Raw genomic sequence first — 20,244 nt, forward strand, 5'->3', positions numbered from 1 at the left:
CCTACCATTTTTTTATGATGCCACTCTACCGTACCAGCGGCTTGCTACTGCTGTGTTTTTTGCTCGTACCCTTATTGGCTCTAGCTCAAACCGGACAGTTAGCAGGACGCATCGTATTAACCGACCACAAACCCGCCATTCAGGCGCACGTCACGCTGAAAGGCACTAAACAATCAGCCATAACGGATTCTGCCGGTCGCTTTTCTATCCATAAACTTCCAGAGAGAACATACACGGTGTTGGTTTCATCAGTGGGACACCATCGGCACGAAGAAACCATTGCAATCAAAGCCGGGGTAACAACCGAGTTAATCGTTACGCTTAAACCGTCATCGGTCGATCTGGGTGAAGTACAGGTTGTTGGCAAATCGGAGTCGTCTAAACTATCGGCGCAGCCAATTACAGTTTCGAGCCTGGATATCAAGAACGTCTTTGAAAGGAAATCGTCCGTTACCGATGCGCTCGATCAGGTGTCCGGTATTCGGGTACGTTCAACGGGGGCTGCGGGTGCTCCCGCCGATATTTCCGTCAACGGATTACGGGGCAACTCGGTCCGGCTGTACATCGACGGTATACCCATCGAATTTGTGGCCGCTGGCCTGAACATCAGTCAGATACCGATCAATTCAATCAAGCGCGTTGATGTGTACAAGGGCGTCATGCCCGTGGATATCGGGACGGATGCCCTGGGCGGAGGAATCAACGTCGTTACAAATCAGGCGCAGTACAATTACCTGCGGGCTTCCTACCGAATCGGGTCATTCAACACTTATCAAGGTGGTCTGGTGGTGGGAGCGGTGAACCAACAAAAATCGGCTTATATCAACCTGACTTCTTCGTACGATTATTCCGATAACAATTTCAAAATGCGGGCGGTCGATGTGGAGTCGGGACAGCCGATTACGGTCCGGCGGTTCAATGATCAGTATAAATCGCTGTACACCCGGCTCACCGCCGGTTTTATGAACCGGCCCTGGGCCGACGATTTGCAGTTTGGCGTTACGTATGCCGACATCTACCGGGCGTATCAAAACGGCTTAGCGATTGGCAATGTCCCGTTTGGCGAAGCACACTATAAAGCCAACAACTACACGCTATCGTTGAAATACGAGAAGAGCTTCAACGAAAAAATAGCCCTCTCGTCGCTAACCAGTTACGGCAGGCTTGACTACGTTTTTACCGACACCACCAAAAACATCTATAGCTGGACGGGGAAAGTCATTCGCCGGTCAAATTTTGGGGGTGAAAGTAATAACCATGCCGGCCCGCTGTTACCGCATATTTCAACCGATGGCGTGGTTAACCGCACCACGGTAGCCTACGCATTAGGCAACGCAGGGCGACTCACACTCAGCAACTTTTACGCCTGGAAAAAGCAAACCGGTTACAATCCGCTCATTCAGGAAGCGGAGGGCGAAATCGATTACCTCAGACGTCCGCAGGATCTGATCAAGAATATCACCGGCCTGCAATACGAAACCAATCTATTACAAAACAAACTCACCGCTATCGTCGCCGGAAAGCTGTTCCACGTCAGCTTGCAGGGTATTGAACGATTGACGAACCTTCCGATCTCGTTGGCGAATACGAAACCCGGTGGAAATGTGTCGTTGAAATATGCGATCAGCGATCAGTTGTTTGTGCGCACTTCGTACGAGAACGCGATGCGTATCCCGGATTTTGTTGAAGTCTTCGGCGACAATGCGACTATTGTGTCCAACCTCGGTATTCAGCCCGAACGAAGCAACAACCTCAATCTTGGTGGTGCCTTTACGCGCTATTTCGGCACTAAGTTCCTCAACGTAGAATTGAATGGATTTTATCGGGCGCAAAAGAACCGCATCATCCTGAACGCGAACAGTGGCTTTTTTGCCCGCTACGAGAACCGGCAGGAAGTAACCGTGAAAGGGGCAGAGCTGGCCGTGAAAGCCAGTCCGCTGGCGAACCTATTGGCAACGGTTAACTTGACGTATCAGGATATTCGAATCGTGAAAGTAGCCGATCGTACGCAGGAGTTTATGCAAGGCTTACGGTTGCCGAACGAACCAATATTCTTTTTCAATACGGAGCTGCGTTATACGTTTCGCAACCTGCCTGACGGCAACAATCTAGGCGTTTTTGTCTTCTACAACCGCATTAACGAGTTCGCCCACATTTTGACCGGTGCTCAGTACAACCAGGACAATTACATACCGGCTCAAAATGTCCTTGATGTTGGCGCTTCGTACAAATTCCTGAAAAAGCATCTAACCGCTTCGCTGAATGTACAGAATGTGCTGAACAACGAACTATACGATTATTACCGAGTACCCCGGCCCGGCCGTAACGTCAATTTTCAACTGATTTATGAGTTAAACAACCGCTAACTATGAAGACGATTTGGTACAAATCTTTACTGCTCAGTGCCTCCCTGCTTGCATTGCTATCATCCTGTTCCAAAGAGGACAACGCAACACCTACGACACCCACAACAACCGATAAAACCTCCGGTTTTGTAGCTTCCACGATTGCCTATTCACCCTCTGGCTCCAGCTATTTTGCGGGTTATTTCGATGGAATACCCTCTGGTCAGATCGATCTAACCCAGAAGACATCGTTTAAATTCATTAGTCCAGTCGCTACGTATAAGAATGCGTTCTTCTCGCAGGCTACTGACGGCACAACGGGCTTATCGAAACTAGTCGTTGATGCGACTGGTAAGATCGTAGTGAAAGGCAACATTCCTACTACGTCGTACATCGGTGGGGTGAAGATCATCAACGAAACGCTGGGCGTTTACGCCGAACAGTCAACTGCCGGAAAGCTGTTCACGTTCGACCCATCGACGATGACCAAGACGGGGGAGATTGACATGACTGGTGCCAAAATCATCGATACCAATGATGCCAATCTGTATTACAACATGGTATACCGTGCGTCGGACAATCGCCTGTTCGCTCCGTTATATACCTCCAATTCAAAAACGTCGCAGTACTACGACGCCACGAGCATTTATGTCGAAGTCATTAACCTAACGACAAAAAAGCGGGAAAAAACAATTGAGTTTGCCAATGCAATGGACCCGTACCAACGGGGTTCGCTCAATCCGCTGATTGATGAAACAGGGAATATCTATTTTCTGACACAAGGATCGTATGGACTGGACGGTAAAGTGGGGCCTAATGCGCCGGTTTCGTCAAAACCACAAATCATTAAAATTCCGGCGGGGACAACCGAATTTGATGCCTCGTACCGATTCAACCCGGTTACGGCACTTGGCTTTCCTAATCTGATCGTTCAGATTGCGGTAGGTGGTGTTTACGACAAGAACGGTATTGCTTATGCCTGCGTAACGGCGGGGGAATATCCGGCTCGTGTTACGGAGCTAATCACTAAGTTCGCCCAGGGTAAAGCCACGGCTGCCGAGCAGGCCGAACTGTATCAATTAGTGATCTACGGCTCAAACTACAAGTGGGTCAAGCTGGATTTGAACGCTAAAACAGCAACGGCTATTCCGGGTATGCCTTTTACCGCCGGATTCTCTTATCCGAACTCGTACAAATACGATGATAAGCTGTACTTCCAGATGCTCAATGACGCGGAGAAAGTAAACGGCTTCTACGAATACAATCCCGCTGACGGTTCAGCTAAGTCGCTATTCAACATCACGGCGGGTGGTGTGGCGGTTGGTCTGGTTAAGTTATCGCAGTAGAAAATAAGAGTAGTCTAACCGAACGTGCTGTTTACTAAATCAGGGTAACCATGAAAGCAGAATCCCTTCGGAAAAAGAAAAACTGGGCCAGCCATCAGAAAACGTGGTACGGTAAATGGCACGTCTGGTTAGGACTGATTGCCGGAACCATTATCCTGATTGTCAGCCTGACCGGAACGATCCTGGTATACCGCGATGAAATTGATCAGGCGCTAAATCCAAAATTATTCAAGGCACCAGCTCAGGGGCAAAAGCTGTCGTTCGGGCAGATTACCGAGCAACTTAAACGGGATCATCCCGACTGGAAACCGGAATTTTTGTTCCGAGCCGAGGGTGATAACCATGAAAATCTGCCTTACCGCGCTCATCTGGAAGGGAAAGAACCGGAGCGGGAAATTTTCGTCAATCCGTACACGGGTGCGGTTACCGGCTCGCGCATTCACGATTCGGCGTTTATCGACATCGTACTGGAGATACACCGCACGCTGCTTATTCCAGTCGTTGGTCGCTATGTGGTGGGGATCAGTGCGTTGATACTCGTTATTTTAACGATCAGCGGTTTGCGGTTGTGGATTCCCCGGCAATGGAAGTACCTGCAATCGCGGCTTGTTATCAAGCGGAATGCCAGCCTGTCGCGTCAGAATTACGATCTGCACCAGGTGCTGGGTCTGTATTCGTCGCCGATGGTACTGCTGATTGCCTTGACGGGGGTCGTTATTACGTTTCTGACGATTATCGCGCCGGTCATGTTTCTGGTGAGTTTCGAGAAGCCGAAATCACTGGCGCAGATTCTCAATAATAAATCGGTCTACGTAAAAGGGGCTAAACCGATCAGCATTGATTCGGCGGTTGCCATTGCGCAACGGGCCTTCCCACCGAAAAGCGAAATTCGGGGGGTGGTCTTTCCCGATGGGGTAAAAGGAGCCTACGCGGTGTATGGGCAGGGGCCTTACGTAACAAAAACGGGCGACAACAATTTTCTCTACGTTGATCAGTATTCGGGCAAAATTAATTTCAATACCGCTGTCGATCTGCCGAATACGGGCAAAATGTACTTGAACTGGGTGACGCCCATCCATTACGGAACCTTCGGCGGCAGCGTAACCCGCGTGGTTGCCTTCATAGCCTCGCTGATCCCTTCGATACTGTTTATTACGGGGCTTGTTATCTGGTGGCCCCGCTGGAAAGGGAAAGCAAAGAAAAAGTTGCGCAAACGCCGAACGATGTCCCCGGTTTCTGATTTTGAATCACCACCAAACCCAAATCAACGATGACTAGTGAACGTCCCACTGCCCAAGAAGCGGTTCTGCCCTGGTTTACCAGTCAGGTAAAGCTGGGTATTCGGTATGGGCTGTATTTCCTTGCCGTAGGTTTTGGCATGGGTGCTATCTACGGTCTCTTCGGTGGGCTGTTTCTGCAACCTGCTCTGTTTGCGACCAGTCTGATCGGTATTTTTTGCCTGATGAACTTTCCGGCTTCCGTCGTGGCTATACTGGTCAATCTGCTCCTGGCACTGTTTAAGAAGAGTAGCCGCCCGGTTTACCGTTACTTTGGCCTGTCGCTGGGATTTGCCCTTGTATACCTACTTTTTTTCTACGTGCTCCACGTAAGCCATGTATCTGTATTCTGATCGATAAATCAGATAGATGTTATAAAGTTTTGCATTTTACTAATAAAGGTCATTCTGGTGTTAAAGTCAGAATGACCTTTTGTGCGTTATAAACGACCGTTTATCAAAAAAAGCTAAAAATCTGAATTTGACTAAACAAATAAAATCTACCTTTGTTAGATAATTTGCAAGGCGTTAGATAATGAGTGTCACAGATCGCAGAACACGGCAAAAAGCAGAGGTACGGCAACGGATTCTGGACGCGGCTCGGCAGATAGCCCGCGAAAAAGACTGGAATGCGGTAACGATACGGAGTATTGCCGAAGCAATCGACTATACGCCCCCCATCGTATACGAGCATTTTGCCAACAAGGAGGATGTCTTAATGACGATCGTAAAAGCTGGTCACGACGAGAACCGACGCGCGTTTGACGAAATCCTGGCTATGGAACTCAGTGCCAACGAGAAGATAGTTCGCCTGTCGATGGAGAACTGGAGGTTTGCCCATGATCGACCCGAGATCTATCGGTTGATGCATAACCCGGATCGCATCGAGCAGCACCGGGACATGATCTTCGAAGGCATGGCTGAAACGAAGCATAAGATTGAAGGGCTGTTTGGTGAAGTGTATTCGGACTTCGAAACAGTGGGCGAAGTCATTTTTAGCTGGTTCTGCATGATGCAGGGGTACATCAACCTGATTACCAATATTCAGCCGCAACAGGGGGCCAAGCTGCTCGAAAAAGTTGAAGACCCCAATATGGTAGCGCTCTTTAAGAAACCGGACATGTTGTTTGAACGGGCCATTCGTCGGTTCATTCAAAGCATTGCAACTCCGCCATTTCCCAGTCTCGAACCAAGTATTAGTACGTAACGAAAATCTAAAAAATTAGCCAACTTTTTTACCCGCAATTTGGTTGATATATCAACATACTGATGGTCTTACGGCATGATTACGGATAAAGAGGCAGAACTACGGGATAAGTTATCGGAGCGGATGGGGCGGATATCGCTCTTCACCATTACCCACGTTGGTCATTTGATGGGTAAGAAAGCTAACCGCGAACTGGTCCGTTCGGGCTTCCGGCTACAGCTGGAGCAATTGCCGATCCTGTTTGTTATTTACTTCTCGGGAGATAGTTTGTTGTCGCAGCAGGAAATAGCCAACTTGCTTCACAAAGATAAATCAGGCATTCAACGCTCTGTGCGCACTTTAGAACGAGACGGTTATTTACGCATCGTTGCGGATGAGGTGGATCGTCGGAAAAACCTGATCCGGTTGACACCCGCCGGGCAACTGGTGGTCGAGAAGGTTATCGAAACGATTGAACAGATCGATCAGCAGGTTACCAATCAATTACCGGCTGATGAACTGAGCTCGTTTTTATCGACCCTACACAAAATAACTTCTCTGTTGGATAAATAAATTTTTTATTGATTAGTTGATATGTCTACTGTAGATAGCTCAACTGTATTTGACTCATGAAACATAAAATTGTACTGGGCTTATTGCTGATGCTGGCACAAAGCAGCTGGGCCCAATCAACCACTAATTTTCGGTTGAAAGATTGTATCGACTACGGTCTTCAGCATTTTGGCACTGTACGCATCGCTCAGTATCAGATTGAAAACGCGAATCAGCAGGCTCGTCAGGCGCTGGGACAATATTTGCCTCAGGTGTCGGCATCGGGAACGGCGATCGATAACCTGAAGCTTCAGCAAAGTATTATTCCGGCGGGGTTGTTTAGTCCCGAACCCCAGGTACTGATCATCGGCCAGAAGTATCAGTTGAATGTGACGGGTCAGGCTTCTCAGACGATTTATGACCGGGCGCTGTTGCTTGGCATCAAAGCCAACAAGCCGAACCAGCAACTGGCGCAATTGAACACTCGCCAAACCCGCGAGGATATTATTTACAACATCGCGAGTAACTATTATCAAGTGTTTATCTCGCAGCAGCAGATTGATTTGCTTCGCGACAACCTGGAACGGACTCAGCAGGTGCTGAACATTTTGAAGTTGCAGCGCGACAATGGCGTTATTCAACCCGTCGATTACACCCGTACCGAAGTCAACTACAACAGTACGCAGTCGCAACTGACCTTAGCAGAAAATGATTTGAACCTGGCTTACAACCGTCTGAAATACCAGATGGGGTTGCCGGACGATCAGAATCTGGTTTTGTCTGATTCGACCTTGCTTACGCAGCTTCCCACGCTGGAGCAGACGCCATTTAATGCGCAGGACCTGGTTTCGTTCCAGCAGGCTTCGACCAACTTGGATCTGCAACGGCTGCAATTGAAACGGATACAGGCTGGTTATATACCTACTGTCAGCTTTACCGCCAACTACGGTACACTCAACCTGGGGGCTCAGAAACTTGATCAATTGTTTGACCGATTCGCTGGTTTCGGTAGTATCGGCCTGCGCCTGAACATCCCCATCTTTGACGGTTTGCAGCGCGATGCCCAGATTAAACAGCAGCGGCTCACTGTATTGACTCAGGAAGAACAGCAGCGCCTGAATGTGGCGTCATATCGGTTGCAGTTCAACAATGCGCAGTCGCAGATCCAGCGTGCGCAGACGAATCTTCAGAACAACGACCGCAACGTAAAGCTGGCTCAGGAGGTGTACAACATCACGACTCTGCAATACAAACAAGGCGTCAAATCACTGACCGATCTGGTGAATGCGGACACGTCGTATCGTCAGGCCCAGTCCGATTACATCAATTCGCTCATCAATCTGTACCAGGCCCGGCTTGATCTCGAACAATCCAAGGGCACATTACTTAATTTCTATAATCAACTGTAAGATACAACCGCCAAATATACCATGAACAAGACAACACTAATCGCCGTCGTAGCCGCTGTAGCTATTGTCGCTCTGATTGGGTTCCGGCTGGCCTCGAATAAGGAAAAGATTGATGAGCAGAAAAAGCCGGTCGTCAACGTCAATACGTCGATTCCGGTTACGGTTGCCCGCGCAGAAGAAGGCGCCGTTAGCCAGCAACTGGTGAAGACCGGAAGCCTGATTCCGTTCCGGGAAGCGAACATCACGGCGACTACCGCTGGCAAGGTAACGCGCGTTAACTTTAACTTGGGTACGCCCGTCCGTCAGGGCCAAACGTTGGTGGAGCTGGACAACCGGCTCAAGGAACTGTCTTTGGAAGCGACCAAACTAAACATCGACAAGCTGAAAAAAGACGTTACCCGCTATAACAACCTGCTGGCTGGTAATGCAACCACCGAAATTCAGGTGAACGATACCAAGTTCAACTACGAAAATGCGGTCAATCAGGCGGAGCAGATCCAGAAGCAGATTCAGGATGCAAACGTAAAAGCACCGATCAGCGGCCAGATCGTTCAGAAAAGCATCGAACCCGGCGTGTACATTACGGTAGGTAGCACACTCGGCAAGGTCCTGGATGTAGCCCGCTTAAAAGTACAGGTACAGGTCAACGAAAGCGACGTGTATAAGCTGCAAAAAGGACAGTCGGTACGCGTTACCGCCGATGTATTTCCTGGCAAAGTGTTTACCGGTCAGATTTCATACATCGCTCCGCAGGGTAGCGAAGAACATAACTACCCCGTTGAGATCACGATTGCCAATGCCAACGGTCTGAAAGCCGGTACGTTCGTGAACGTGGACTTTTCGCAGAAATCAAACCAGAAAACGTTGCAGATTCCGCGTCTGGCTTTGGTTGAAAGCGTTAAGAATCCGTACGTGTACGTCGTAGATAACAATGTAGCCAAACAACGCATGATCAAGATCGGTCGGGACTTTGGCGACAGCATCGAAGTACTGAGCGGCCTGTCGGCTGGCGACGTGGTTGTAACCACCGGCCAACTGAACCTGACCGACGGAAAACCTGTGCAGATAACCAAATAGTGAATCCGTTTTAAGTCCGTTTGCGACTTATCACTTAATCAGAATAAACCATGTCTGTATCCGAAATAGCAGTTAAACGGCCGCTGCTGATACTCACCGTCTTCACCGTATTGATTTTGTTCGGTGCGCTGAGTTACCAGCAATTGTCCTACAACCTGTTGCCAAAGTTCGAGGCTAACGTCATCAGCGTGCTGACGACCTACCGGGGTGCATCTGCCGATGAGGTAGAGACCAACGTAACCAAACGCATCGAAGACGCCCTCTCGTCGCTGGAAGGACTCGACCGGATGACGTCCACCTCGCAGGAAGGAGCATCCAGCGTAATCATCCAGTTGAAAAATGGCGTCAACACAACGTTAGCGCAACAGGATGCCCAGCGTAAGATTGAGCAGGTACTGAACCTGTTGCCCGATGATGCGGATCGGCCCATCATCAATAAATTCTCGACCGACGAACTTCCGGTTTTGCGGATGGGCGTAACAGCCGCCATGACGCCAACCGCACTGTACGATTTGATTGACAATGATATCAAACCGCAGCTGTCGAACGTATCCGGCGTTGGTCAGGTAAACATCATTGGCGGTAACGAACGCGAAATTCAGGTAAACGTCAACTCCGAAAAACTCCGGGGCTACGGCGTATCCGTTGGTCAGGTAGCGCAGGCCATCAATGCAGCCAACGCCAGCTATCCGGCCGGGCAACTGGAAACGCGTCAATCGCAGTACTCGATCCGGTTTGATGCCTCGGTTCAGACCATTAACCGCCTGCGCGATCTGATCATTGCGCGTCGGTCAGATGGTAGCCAGGTGTTGCTGCGGGATGTGGCCGAAGTGGTGGATGCAACAACGAAGCCGACCGCCATTAACCACATCAATGCACAGCCTTCGGTGGGGGTGCAGATTCAGAAACAATCGGATGCCAACGCCGTATCGGTGAGTGAACTGACGCGGGCTAAGATTGCTCAGCTCGAAAAGCAGTACAGCAACGTAAAATTGAAATTCAACATTGCGGCTGACCAATCAACGTATACGCTGGCCTCGGCACACGCGGTGGTTGAAGATATGGGACTGGCTATCGTGATCGTGTCCTTGGTGATGCTGCTGTTCCTGCACAGTTTGCGGTCGGCTATGTTCGTCCTGGTGGCGCTGCCTTCTTCCATGATTCCGACCTTCGCGTTGATGTATCTGATGGGCTTCTCCTTGAACCTGATGACCCTGATGGCGCTTTCGCTGGTCGTCGGTATTCTGGTCGATGACTCGATTGTGGTATTGGAAAATATCAACCGACACCTCGAAATGGGTAAAGACAAGCGGACAGCGGCTCTTGACGGACGGAGTGAGATTGGCTTTACGGCCCTGGCTATTACGCTGGTTGACGTGGTGGTATTCGTACCGCTGGCCATGACGGGCGGACTGATCGGAAACATCCTGCGTGAGTTTGCCTTGGTTGTTGTGTTCTCTACGCTGATGAGCTTGTTGGTATCGTTTACCCTGACTCCGCTGCTGGCTTCGCGTTTCGGCAAAGTAGAGGTGTTAGATCCAAAGACGCTGTGGGGCAAGCTTAACCTCGGTTTTGAGCACATCATCGACCGCATTACGGCAACGTATGGTCGCATTCTGGTGTGGTCATTGGGTCATAAGCGGTGGATCTTCCTGACCGTTATTGCCTTGATGGTAGGCTCCATTGCGCTGGTTCCTGCTGGCTTTATCGGGGGGGCGTTTATGCCGAACAGTGATCAGGGCGAAATGTCCGTCAACATTGAGCTGGCACCAACCGCGTCGATCTATCAGACCAATGCGATAGCACAACGGGCGGAGCAGATCATTATGAAGCACCCGGAAGTGACTAATGTCTTTACGAACGTCGGCTACACAAGCAGCGGGATCGCAACGTCGTCGAACAGCAACATTGCTGACCTGAACGTGAAGCTGATCGACAAAAAACAACGAACCGTTTCTACCGAAGCATTCGGGCAGATTCTAAAACGGGAAGTGGGTCAGATTCCGGGCGTGAAAGTAACGGTTAGTCCCGTCGGTATCGTCGGTGCCCAGCAGGCTCCAATTATGATTGCCGTCAAAGGAACAAGCCTGAACAGTATTCGGCAGGCAGCGGCCACGGTGATGAACGTGACCAAATCGGTACCGGGTACGCAGGACGTGAAGTATTCCGTGAAAGATCCGAAACCAGAAGTGTCGGTTAGCCTGGATCGGGAGAAAATGGCGCAGCTGGGTATCAATGCTTCCGATGTAGGGTTGGCATTGCAAAATGCCTTCCGGGGAAATGACCAGTCGAAGTTCAAACAGAATGGGAATGAGTACGATATTCTGGTCAGTCTCGATCAATTTGACCGTACGCAACCCTCCGACGTGGCTCGCCTGACCTTCGTGAATAACCAGGGTAAAACGTTCGAACTATCGCAGTTCGCCAGGGTGCAGGAACAGATCGGTGAAAGCGTGCTGGAACGGACGGATCGACTTTCATCCATCACGGTCACGGCGCAGGTGGTTGGTCGTCCGGTCGGTACGGTGGGTGGTGACATTCAGGCCAAGATGGCGCAGGTGAAACTACCGGAAGGTATTTCAATCGAATACTTAGGTCAGTTGCAACAACAATCGGATGCGTTCGGCAGCTTAGGATTAGCTTTGATGATTGCTATTCTGCTGGTTTACTTCATCATGGTGGCCCTGTACGAAAGCGTCGTTTACCCGTTCGTCGTACTGTTCTCGATCCCGGTTGCCCTGATCGGTGCCTTGCTTGCACTGGCTTTGACGATGGAAAGCTTAACGGTATTCTCCATTGTCGGTATGATCATGCTGCTGGGTCTGGTTGCGAAAAACGCCATTCTGATCGTTGACTTTGCCAACCAGCTGAAAGCGGAAGGGCATGATGTGGTCGACGCCCTGATTGAAGCCGGTAAAGAACGTCTGCGCCCGATTTTGATGACGACGCTGGCGATGATTCTGGGTATGTTGCCGATTGCGTTAGCCAGTGGTGCTGGTGCCGAAACGAAAAACGGCATGGCCTGGGTAATCATCGGTGGTCTGACTTCGTCACTGCTTCTAACGCTGCTGGTTGTACCGTCGATGTATTTGGTGGTTGACCGGCTCATTGCCCGCTTCTCTGGAAAGAAAGTCACACCGAAAAAACCACAGGAGCTGGAAGTTGCCAAAGCAATCAACTAAGCAACGAGTGGTTGTATGACCAAAATCCCGGAACTGCTACGTAGCGGTTCCGGGATTTTGGTTTTAATTGATCCGGTCGTAATTCTGTACAGAAGATGCATGACGGCCCCGCAGTGTAATCAATAATACTCACGTGATGTCGGTTTCTCAAAACCGACATCGACTATCGACGTGACATGTCGGTTTTGAGAACCGCGCGGGCGGCCCCGCCGACATCACATACAGCACCGCTTCACGGATCGATACTTCAGAAAATAGATGGTTTACGCTGACCGATTCTTTAAGTTTAGGGGCTATTGAGCGATTTTCTTCTCTATTTTTTTCGCACAGTCCAGCTATATCAAAATACTTATGAACAACGCTACGAAAGCAATTTTTCTGGTCATCGTACTGACGGTTAGCCAGTTGGCATGGGCTCAGCAACCCGTCGCTTCCGATACGACCAATGCGCTTACTCAGCTTAAGCCAACACCCGAGAAAAACGAATTGAAGTATAATCTGAACCAATCGGGTTCTCACTTTTTCAAAGCCACATTCTTGAATCAGGCGTGGTTTCGGTTCAACCAGAGTAACCCCGGTTCGACGGTGATTGGCGAGCCCAGCAACAATACGTTCGACATCGGGCTTCGCCGGACGCGTATGCAACTATTCGGGCAAATCAGCGACCACGTTTTTCTGTACATTCAGTTTGGGATGAATAACTTCAACTACCTGAATGGTGGCTTCAACCCAACAGCTTCTTCGAACCGGAAGATACAAGCCTTCTTTCACGATGCCGTTGGTGAGTATCTGGTGTTTAAAAATAAAAACCTGCTGAACATCGGCGGAGGACTAACAATCGTTAACGGTCTTTCGCGATTTAGCGCGCCAAGCGTGTCTTCCATTATGAGCATGGACGTACCCGTTTTTGCGCAGGCAACCGTTGACCAGACCGACGAATTTTCGCGAAAATTGAGCGTCTACGCCCGTGGTCAGATTAGTCATCTGGATTATCGTATCGCGCTGTCTGATCCTTTCCCGATTCAAACAAGTGGTGCCGCATTGCCGGTCTACAGTCAAAACGCCAATTTCGCCCTGAAAGGCCATCACAAGCAATATCAAGGGTTCTTCATGTGGCAGTTTTTCGATAAAGAAGCGCATCAGGCACCGGGCTATAATACGGGAACCTACCTCGGGGTGAAGAAGATGTTCAACCTGGAAGCCGGGTTTATCACCCAGAAAAACGCGACCGCAAGCATTCCCACAGCGGGCGATACAACCTATCACACGATGAATCTGTGGTCGGTCGCTTCGTTTCTGGATATGCCAATTAATCGTCAAAAGGGTACTGCCGTTAACGCATACCTAGGCTATTTCCATACAGATTATGGGACAAATTACCTGCGCTTCAACGGAATTATGAACCCCGCCAGTGGTCTTACAACGGGGTATCCATCGGGAACACAAGGCAATGCATTTCCGATGTTCGGTACGGGAAGTGTTGTATATGGACAGTTCGGCTACCTGATGAAACGGGATTTGTTCGGCGCTGGTAACGGTACGCTGATGCCGTACGTACAAGCTCAAGTCGCCAGTTATCAGCGTATAACCGAAACAATGGGTGTTTATAACGTTGGCGTGAACTACCTTATAAAGGGTCACAACGGAAAGTTTACGCTCGACTATCAAAACCGACCTTACTACCAGGCGGCTGGCAATCAGTATGCGCCAGGCGGTCGGCGTGGGCAGGTGACGGTACAATATCAGGTATTCATTTAGAAAAGTTGCTCCAATAAAGTGAAAGCCCCAGTCGGTGTTCGCTGGGGCTTTTGATGCTTAGTTGTGCTCGGCGAGTGCTTCCTGAGCTTGGGTCGCCGTTAGTTCTTTACCGTATAGGGGTGTGTCGGGTTGTAATTTGCGACCACCTTCCCGAAGGGATCCCGCATCTACTGGAGCGAATCCTATAGCTCGGATAAGATCCGCTACAACGGTTTTAGCACTTGGATCATCGCTGGCAATAAAGATGGCCCGGCGCTCGGCTTCGGGTTTTGCTGGGTCGCCTTGTTCGGCCAAATGTTTGTACCAAATTGTATTGAACGCTTTAACCAGAAGGGTGTCGGGTAATCGACGGGCGGTCTCTTCGCTGGATGTATACTCACCAAGATCAATGACGTTAGAATCCGCTGAATACGGGTTCATCGCATCGATGACGACTTTATTCGCAACCAGATCAGGGTGTGGGAGCGCTTCCGGCGAGCGCCAGGGAACGGCCAGGAGTACTACCTCGCCAAAGGCTGCTGCGTTATCAACGGTTTCGGCGCGGGCGTTTGGCCCAAGCTCGTCGATGATTTCCTTCAGCGACTCGGGTCCGCGCGAATTGCTTAACGCGACCTCGTGCCCTGCGGCTATGAACAAACGGGCCATTGTACGGCCAATATTACCCGCGCCAATTATTCCAATTTTCATGTTATCCAGCCGGTTAGTTAAAAAGCAGATACTATAAAAAGGAAACAGAAGGGTACTTTGTTATGAATAACTTGCCTGATGAGTAAAACGTGCGCCCGTTTTTAGGTGTATCTACTAAGCAGGACCAAGCTTTTCGTTGGTTCACCATCTATACAGTATAGGGGGCTGTTGCTTTCGAACTATGACTCGCTTAGCAACTCGTTCAGAATTTTTTGGGCTGCCACCGAGATGATCGTTCCCGGACCAAAAATGCCTTTAACCCCTGCGTCGTACAAAAACTGGTAGTCCTGCGCCGGAATGACCCCGCCCGCAATCACCATAATATCGTCGCGGCCAATCTTTTTTAATTCGTCAATTAGCTGAGGAACCAGCGTTTTATGGCCCGCTGCCAAACTCGATATACCTACAATGTGCACGTCGTTTTCGGCGGCTTGTCGAGCTACTTCGGCGGGGGTTTGAAACAAAGGCCCCATGTCCACATCGAAGCCGAGGTCCGCGAAACTCGTGGCGATAATCTTGGCCCCCCGGTCGTGACCATCCTGACCCATCTTGGCAACCAGAATGCGCGGTCGGCGACCATCGAGTTCCGCAAACTGGTCGCTCATCTCGCGAGCCAGCCGGAAGTTTTCATCGTCCGATACTTCCGCAGAATAAACACCCGATACGGCACGGATGGTGGCCTTGTGACGACCGAACGCGTTTTCCATAGCCTCTGAAATTTCACCCAATGTTGCGCGCTGCCGGGCTGCTGCTACAGCAAGAGCCAGTAGGTTACCATCGCCCGTTTGTTGGGCCGCTTGCGTAATGGCTTCTAACGCATGGCTTACTTTACGGGCATCGCGGGTTGCTTTCAGCGCATTAAGCCGTTTGATTTGTGCCTCGCGTACTACCTGATTGTCAATATTCAGTAATTCGATCTCCGTATCCGAGTCGGTTTTATAGCGATTAACACCGACAATCACGTCTTTACTGCCATCAATGCGGGCTTGTTTGCGAGCGGCTGCTTCTTCGATGCGAAGTTTCGGTAGACTAGTTTCGATGGCTTTGGTCATGCCGCCCAATTGCTCTACCTCTTCGATCAGCGCCCAGGCTTTTTCCGTCAGTTCTTTCGTCAAAAATTCGACGTAGTACGAACCGCCCCACGGATCAACGGCGCGGGTAATGTCGGTTTCGTGTTGCAGATAAAGCTGGGTATTGCGGGCAATCCGGGCGGAAAAATCGGTTGGTAGGGCAATCGCTTCGTCCAGTGAGTTGGTGTGCAGACTTTGGGTACCGCCCAGCACAGCCGCCAGGGCTTCGATGGTTGTTCGGGCTACGTTGTTAAACGGGTCCTGCTCGGTCAGGCTGTAGCCCGATGTCTGGCAGTGCGTTCGTAAAGCCAGCGATTTTGGATTCTTCGGTTCGAATTGCTTAACCAGTTTCGCCCACAGCAATCGGCCCGCCCGCAATTTGGCGATCTCCATAAAATGATTCATGCCGATTCCCCAGAAAAACGACAGCCGGGGGGCAAAATCGTCGATGCTCATACCCGCCTGCAATCCGGTGCGAATGTACTCCAGACCGTCGGCCAGCGTGTAGGCAAGTTCGAGGTGGGCGGGTGCTCCCGCTTCGTGCATGTGATAACCGCTGATACTGATCGAATTAAACTTCGGCATGTGCCGGCTGGTATACGCAAAAATATCGCCGACGATGCGCATGGACGGTTCAGGCGGGTAAATGTACGTGTTGCGCACCATGAACTCTTTCAGGATGTCGTTCTGAATCGTGCCGGCAAGTTTTTCGGGAGAAACGCCCTGCTCTTCGGCGGCTACGATGAAAAACGCCATAATGGGCAAAACCGCTCCGTTCATGGTCATCGACACCGACATCTGGTCGAGGGGAATCTGATCGAACAGAATTTTCATATCCTCCACCGAATCAATCGCAACGCCCGCCTTGCCAACGTCGCCCACCACACGCGGGTGATCGGAATCGTAGCCTCGGTGGGTTGCCAGATCAAACGCCACCGATAAGCCTTTCTGACCAGCGGCCAGATTGCGCCGGTAAAAAGCGTTCGACTCTTCGGCGGTCGAGAAACCCGCGTACTGTCGGATCGTCCACGGCTGACGCACGTACATGCTGGCGTAAGGCCCCCGCAGATACGGCGGAATGCCCGCTGCGTAATTCAGATGGTCGGAGTTTGCTAGGTCAGCAACCGTAAAATGCGGTTTTAGCCGGATGCCTTCGGCGGTAGTAAAAGGACGCTCCGTCGCTACCGACTTATCGGTAACCGTTGACGAATTTGATACGTTGGTGAAGTTTGGACGCATGATGATTGGGGTTACGACGATTTACTCAAATGCTTCGGGAAGGCGGTGGTTTGGCAAGAGCGGCTTTTCGTTAGGCTCTAGCTGAACGGACGACCCCGGCTGAATGCTTCCTTCGTCAACCCGAAACTTGGTTACACCGACCAGCACCTTGCCCCGACGCACGGCTTCCTGTTTGGACTGGTATGCCCCCTCGATCTCGGCGGGGATAAATCCACTCGTAAACGCCCGCTCGAATCCGCCTTGTTTTTCTACGTCCAGGAATAAGGCCCAGGCCGATTCCGCTAACTGATGCGTAAGTGTTTCAACGTAATAGGAACCCGCCGAAGGGTCGGCTACTTTGCTCAGATAACTTTCCTGACTCAACAGAATGGATACGTTTCGGGCGATACGCTCGGAAAACTCCCGATTTGAATTTGTCGCCGATTGATTCAGGACACTGTCGTACGAATGAACAGTCAGCACATCGCATCCTCCCATCACAGCCGCCATCGCTTCCGTCGTCGCCCGGAGTAAATTGGTGTAGGGCGTTGCCGCTGCGTCATAAAAGGTAGACGTTTGGCAGTGAATGAGCGGGGCCTGGATGGGTATGGTCGAGTAATGATTCAGAAAACGATTGATTAGCACGCGTAAAGCGCGCAGTTTCGCCATTTCAACGAAATAGCTGGTACCAACCGAAACCGATAGCGTTGTTTTGGCGATCAGTTGTTCGATGGGTAATCCCGCGTCTGTGAGGTAATCGTACTGATCGGCCAGCGACGCGAGTAAAAAGGCAATTTCCTGGGTAGCGGTTGCTCCCGCATTGTGAAATAGGTGACTACTCGCGCAAACCGTACGGAACTGGGGCGAATGGGTAGCCGCTTTTGTCACATCGGCTATTTCGGCAAGGCTGTCTCGTAGCGACGTACCAGTTTGTAACCAATGCGCGATTGGATCGATTAATAAACCGCCTTGCCATTGATACGGAGCAATGAGTCGCAGCTTATCAAGCAATGCTCTTGGGTCTGTAGCTTTAAAAAAGACGGGTGTTTCACTTAGCTTGATACCATCCAGTAATTGAATTAAATCGACTTGGTCAGAAAGCGCTAGGATTAGCGCATCGGCTCCGTTGACCAGGCTGTTTCGCAGGGTGTTGTTCGCTGATTTTTCGTTCGTAATCGGATAAGCGGGTGTGTTAAGCCAGCCCGGTAGTTGCTTTTGAGCCGCCTGAATCGTTGCGAGTGGTAAATGGTTTAGATCCTCAGCGGTATAGTATGGGTCAACCACAAATCCTTCGTCGGTGTGCCAACGCAGTGATTCGTAAGGCGTACCGTCAGGCTGATTGCTTTTTAGCTCTTTCTGAACCTGCGTCAGCCAGGCCGATTTATCGACTGCTGGAAATAGATCGCTTAACAGTGGCTCCATCTACTGATTTATAAATTACGTAAGTAAAAGTAGTATTTTCTCTTTTCGGGGGCAAAACAGCTTTCTTCCCCTGCAAATCGATAGCCACTTTGGATTATTTGAAGGGATTTTCTTAAGTCATTGACCTTCCGACCGAAACGATTAATTTTAGCTTATAAAAAATAAGAACAGGCGCAGGAAATGAAAAAAACGCCGACGGTCGCGGTTGCTTCAGTTCGATAATTCCCTACATTTGTCTCCCTTTTTTGCGATACCAACGTAACTGTAATGTACTCCCGTGAATGTAACTACCCAGACAACCATGCAGCGTGAAGTGATGACGGTATGGAATCGCTGTCTGAGCGTTATTCGGGAAATCGTGCCTGAACAAAGCTTCAATACGTGGTTCGAACCCATCGTTCCGCTTCGTCTGAATGGTAGTGTACTGACAATTCAAGTGCCGAGTGAGTTTTTTTACGAGTGGCTCGAAGAAAACTTCGTTCACGCGTTGCGAAAAGCCCTCGATACGGCCATCGGTCGGGATGGGCAGTTGGAATACTCAATCATTGTCGATAAAGGTAATGAGCAAAACCGTCCGCTGACGGTAAATGTACCAACGACCAAGACACCCCAGACCGCTAAACCGGACAATGTCAATCCCGACATTTTGAAGAGCCCGTTTGTGCTGAAAGATCTCGATTCGCTTACCCTGGACTCGTACCTGAATCCGACTTACACGTTTGATAACTACGTGGAAGGTGACTGCAACCGGTTGGCACGGCAGGCGGGGTACGCGGTGGCCGAGCGTCCGGGTGTTACGTCGTTCAACCCGCTGATGATTCACGGTGGGGTAGGGCTGGGTAAAACCCATCTGGTGCAGGCAATTGGTAACTACATCAAAAATAATAACCAGAACAAGTTTGTCCTATACGTCACGTCGGAGAAGTTTACGAATCAGTTTCTCAATGCCATCCGTACCGACGGTATCCGCGATTTTACGGCCTTCTACATGCAGGTCGATGTGCTGGTAATCGACGACGTGCAGTTTTTGCAGAAAAAGGAAAAGACGCAGGAAATTTTCTTCCACATCTTTAACCATCTGCACCAGTCGGGTAAGCAGATCATCATGACCTCCGACCGCGCTCCACGGGCATTGGACGGACTGGAAGACCGGTTGCTATCGCGCTTTAAGTGGGGATTGTCGGCGGATTTGCAGACACCCGATCTGGAAACACGCATCGCCATCATCCAGAAGAAACTTCAGGCCGAAGGTATTTACATTGACGACACAGTCATTGAGTATCTGGCGCATAGCGTCAATACCAACGTTCGGGAACTGGAAGGCGTGATTGTCTCATTGATGGCGCAGGCCTCGCTGAACCGACGTGAGATTGATCTGGAACTGGCTAAGCATACACTTCGCAACATCGTGGTAGACTCCGAGCGTGAAATCACTATCGACTCGGTTCAGGAAATCGTCGCGGATTTTTTCACCGTAACGGTGGCCGACCTGAAAGCCAAAAGTCGGAAGCGTGAGTTGGTTTATCCGCGTCAGGTAGCGATGTATCTGGCGAAGGAAAAAACCGATCTGTCGCTTAAGTCTATCGGTTACCATTTTGGTGGGCGCGATCACAGCACGGTTATCCATGCTATTCAGACAATCAGCGATCTGGTAACCAAAAACACGGAAACTCGCGCATCGATAGAAAAGCTCAAGGCGCTTTTTAAGTAGTCCAA

The 20,244-nt window shown here is 50.3% G+C and carries 14 protein-coding genes; 11 read left to right on the top strand and 3 right to left on the bottom strand.

All coding sequences use genetic code 11. The features are described from left to right. Positions 1-14: 14 nt before the first annotated feature. From LQ777_RS03670 to LQ777_RS03715, 10 genes are all read left to right on the top strand, one after another. Entirely contained in the window at positions 15-2,366 is a 2,352-nt protein-coding gene (locus tag LQ777_RS03670) for a TonB-dependent receptor (protein ID WP_232561169.1), read from the top strand. A 2-nt stretch (positions 2,367-2,368) separates the two neighbouring features. After that, positions 2,369-3,691: a hypothetical protein gene (locus LQ777_RS03675; RefSeq protein ID WP_232561170.1), complete on the top strand. Its 1,323-nt coding sequence runs from the start codon at positions 2,369-2,371 to the stop codon at positions 3,689-3,691. Positions 3,692-3,741: 50 nt separating this feature from the next. Next, entirely contained in the window at positions 3,742-4,965 is a 1,224-nt protein-coding gene (locus LQ777_RS03680) for a PepSY-associated TM helix domain-containing protein (RefSeq protein WP_232561171.1), read from the top strand. Next, a complete protein-coding gene (locus LQ777_RS03685) occupies positions 4,962-5,321 on the top strand; it encodes a hypothetical protein (protein WP_232561172.1) in 360 nt (119 codons plus the stop codon). The genes LQ777_RS03680 and LQ777_RS03685 overlap by 4 nt, the downstream gene beginning before the upstream one ends. Positions 5,322-5,502: 181 nt before the next feature. Continuing rightward, on the top strand, positions 5,503-6,174 hold the full coding sequence (locus tag LQ777_RS03690) for a TetR/AcrR family transcriptional regulator (RefSeq protein WP_232561173.1): 672 nt from the start codon (positions 5,503-5,505) through the stop codon (positions 6,172-6,174). Between the two features lie 75 nt (positions 6,175-6,249). Next, positions 6,250-6,726, top strand: coding sequence for a MarR family winged helix-turn-helix transcriptional regulator (locus tag LQ777_RS03695; protein ID WP_232561174.1), 477 nt, complete (start codon positions 6,250-6,252; stop codon positions 6,724-6,726). Positions 6,727-6,782: 56 nt separating this feature from the next. Then, the gene (locus tag LQ777_RS03700) at positions 6,783-8,114 is read left to right on the top strand and encodes a TolC family protein (protein ID WP_232561175.1); all 1,332 of its coding nucleotides are present in this window, start codon (positions 6,783-6,785) and stop codon (positions 8,112-8,114) included. 21 nt (positions 8,115-8,135) lie between these two features. Then, a complete protein-coding gene (locus LQ777_RS03705) occupies positions 8,136-9,191 on the top strand; it encodes an efflux RND transporter periplasmic adaptor subunit (protein ID WP_232561176.1) in 1,056 nt (351 codons plus the stop codon). 50 nt (positions 9,192-9,241) lie between these two features. Then, positions 9,242-12,373 carry an efflux RND transporter permease subunit gene (locus LQ777_RS03710; protein ID WP_232561177.1) on the top strand — a complete coding sequence of 1,044 codons (3,132 nt, stop codon included), beginning with the start codon at positions 9,242-9,244 and terminating at the stop codon, positions 12,371-12,373. A gap of 351 nt (positions 12,374-12,724) precedes the next feature. Beyond that, entirely contained in the window at positions 12,725-14,131 is a 1,407-nt protein-coding gene (locus tag LQ777_RS03715; protein ID WP_232561178.1) for a hypothetical protein, read from the top strand. Positions 14,132-14,188: 57 nt separating this feature from the next. On the opposite strand, the gene LQ777_RS03720 is transcribed toward LQ777_RS03715, so the two are convergent. The 3 genes from LQ777_RS03720 to LQ777_RS03730 form a co-directional block, all read right to left on the bottom strand. Beyond that, positions 14,189-14,866 (bottom strand): NADPH-dependent F420 reductase, encoded by a 678-nt coding sequence (locus tag LQ777_RS03720; RefSeq protein WP_341871376.1) that lies wholly within the window; start codon positions 14,864-14,866, stop codon positions 14,189-14,191. Positions 14,867-14,997: 131 nt separating this feature from the next. Further along, positions 14,998-17,127: a methylmalonyl-CoA mutase gene (scpA, locus tag LQ777_RS03725; RefSeq protein WP_232561180.1), complete on the bottom strand. Its 2,130-nt coding sequence runs from the start codon at positions 17,125-17,127 to the stop codon at positions 14,998-15,000. Between the two features lie 21 nt (positions 17,128-17,148). After that, positions 17,149-18,528, bottom strand: coding sequence for a methylmalonyl-CoA mutase family protein (locus LQ777_RS03730; protein WP_232561181.1), 1,380 nt, complete (start codon positions 18,526-18,528; stop codon positions 17,149-17,151). A gap of 301 nt (positions 18,529-18,829) precedes the next feature. On the opposite strand from LQ777_RS03730, the gene dnaA reads away from it, so the two are divergent. Further along, positions 18,830-20,239: a chromosomal replication initiator protein DnaA gene (dnaA, locus tag LQ777_RS03735; protein WP_232562791.1), complete on the top strand. Its 1,410-nt coding sequence runs from the start codon at positions 18,830-18,832 to the stop codon at positions 20,237-20,239. Positions 20,240-20,244 lie beyond the last annotated feature (5 nt).

This window comes from Spirosoma oryzicola (assembly GCF_021233055.1).
GTDB lineage: Bacteria > Bacteroidota > Bacteroidia > Cytophagales > Spirosomataceae > Spirosoma > Spirosoma oryzicola.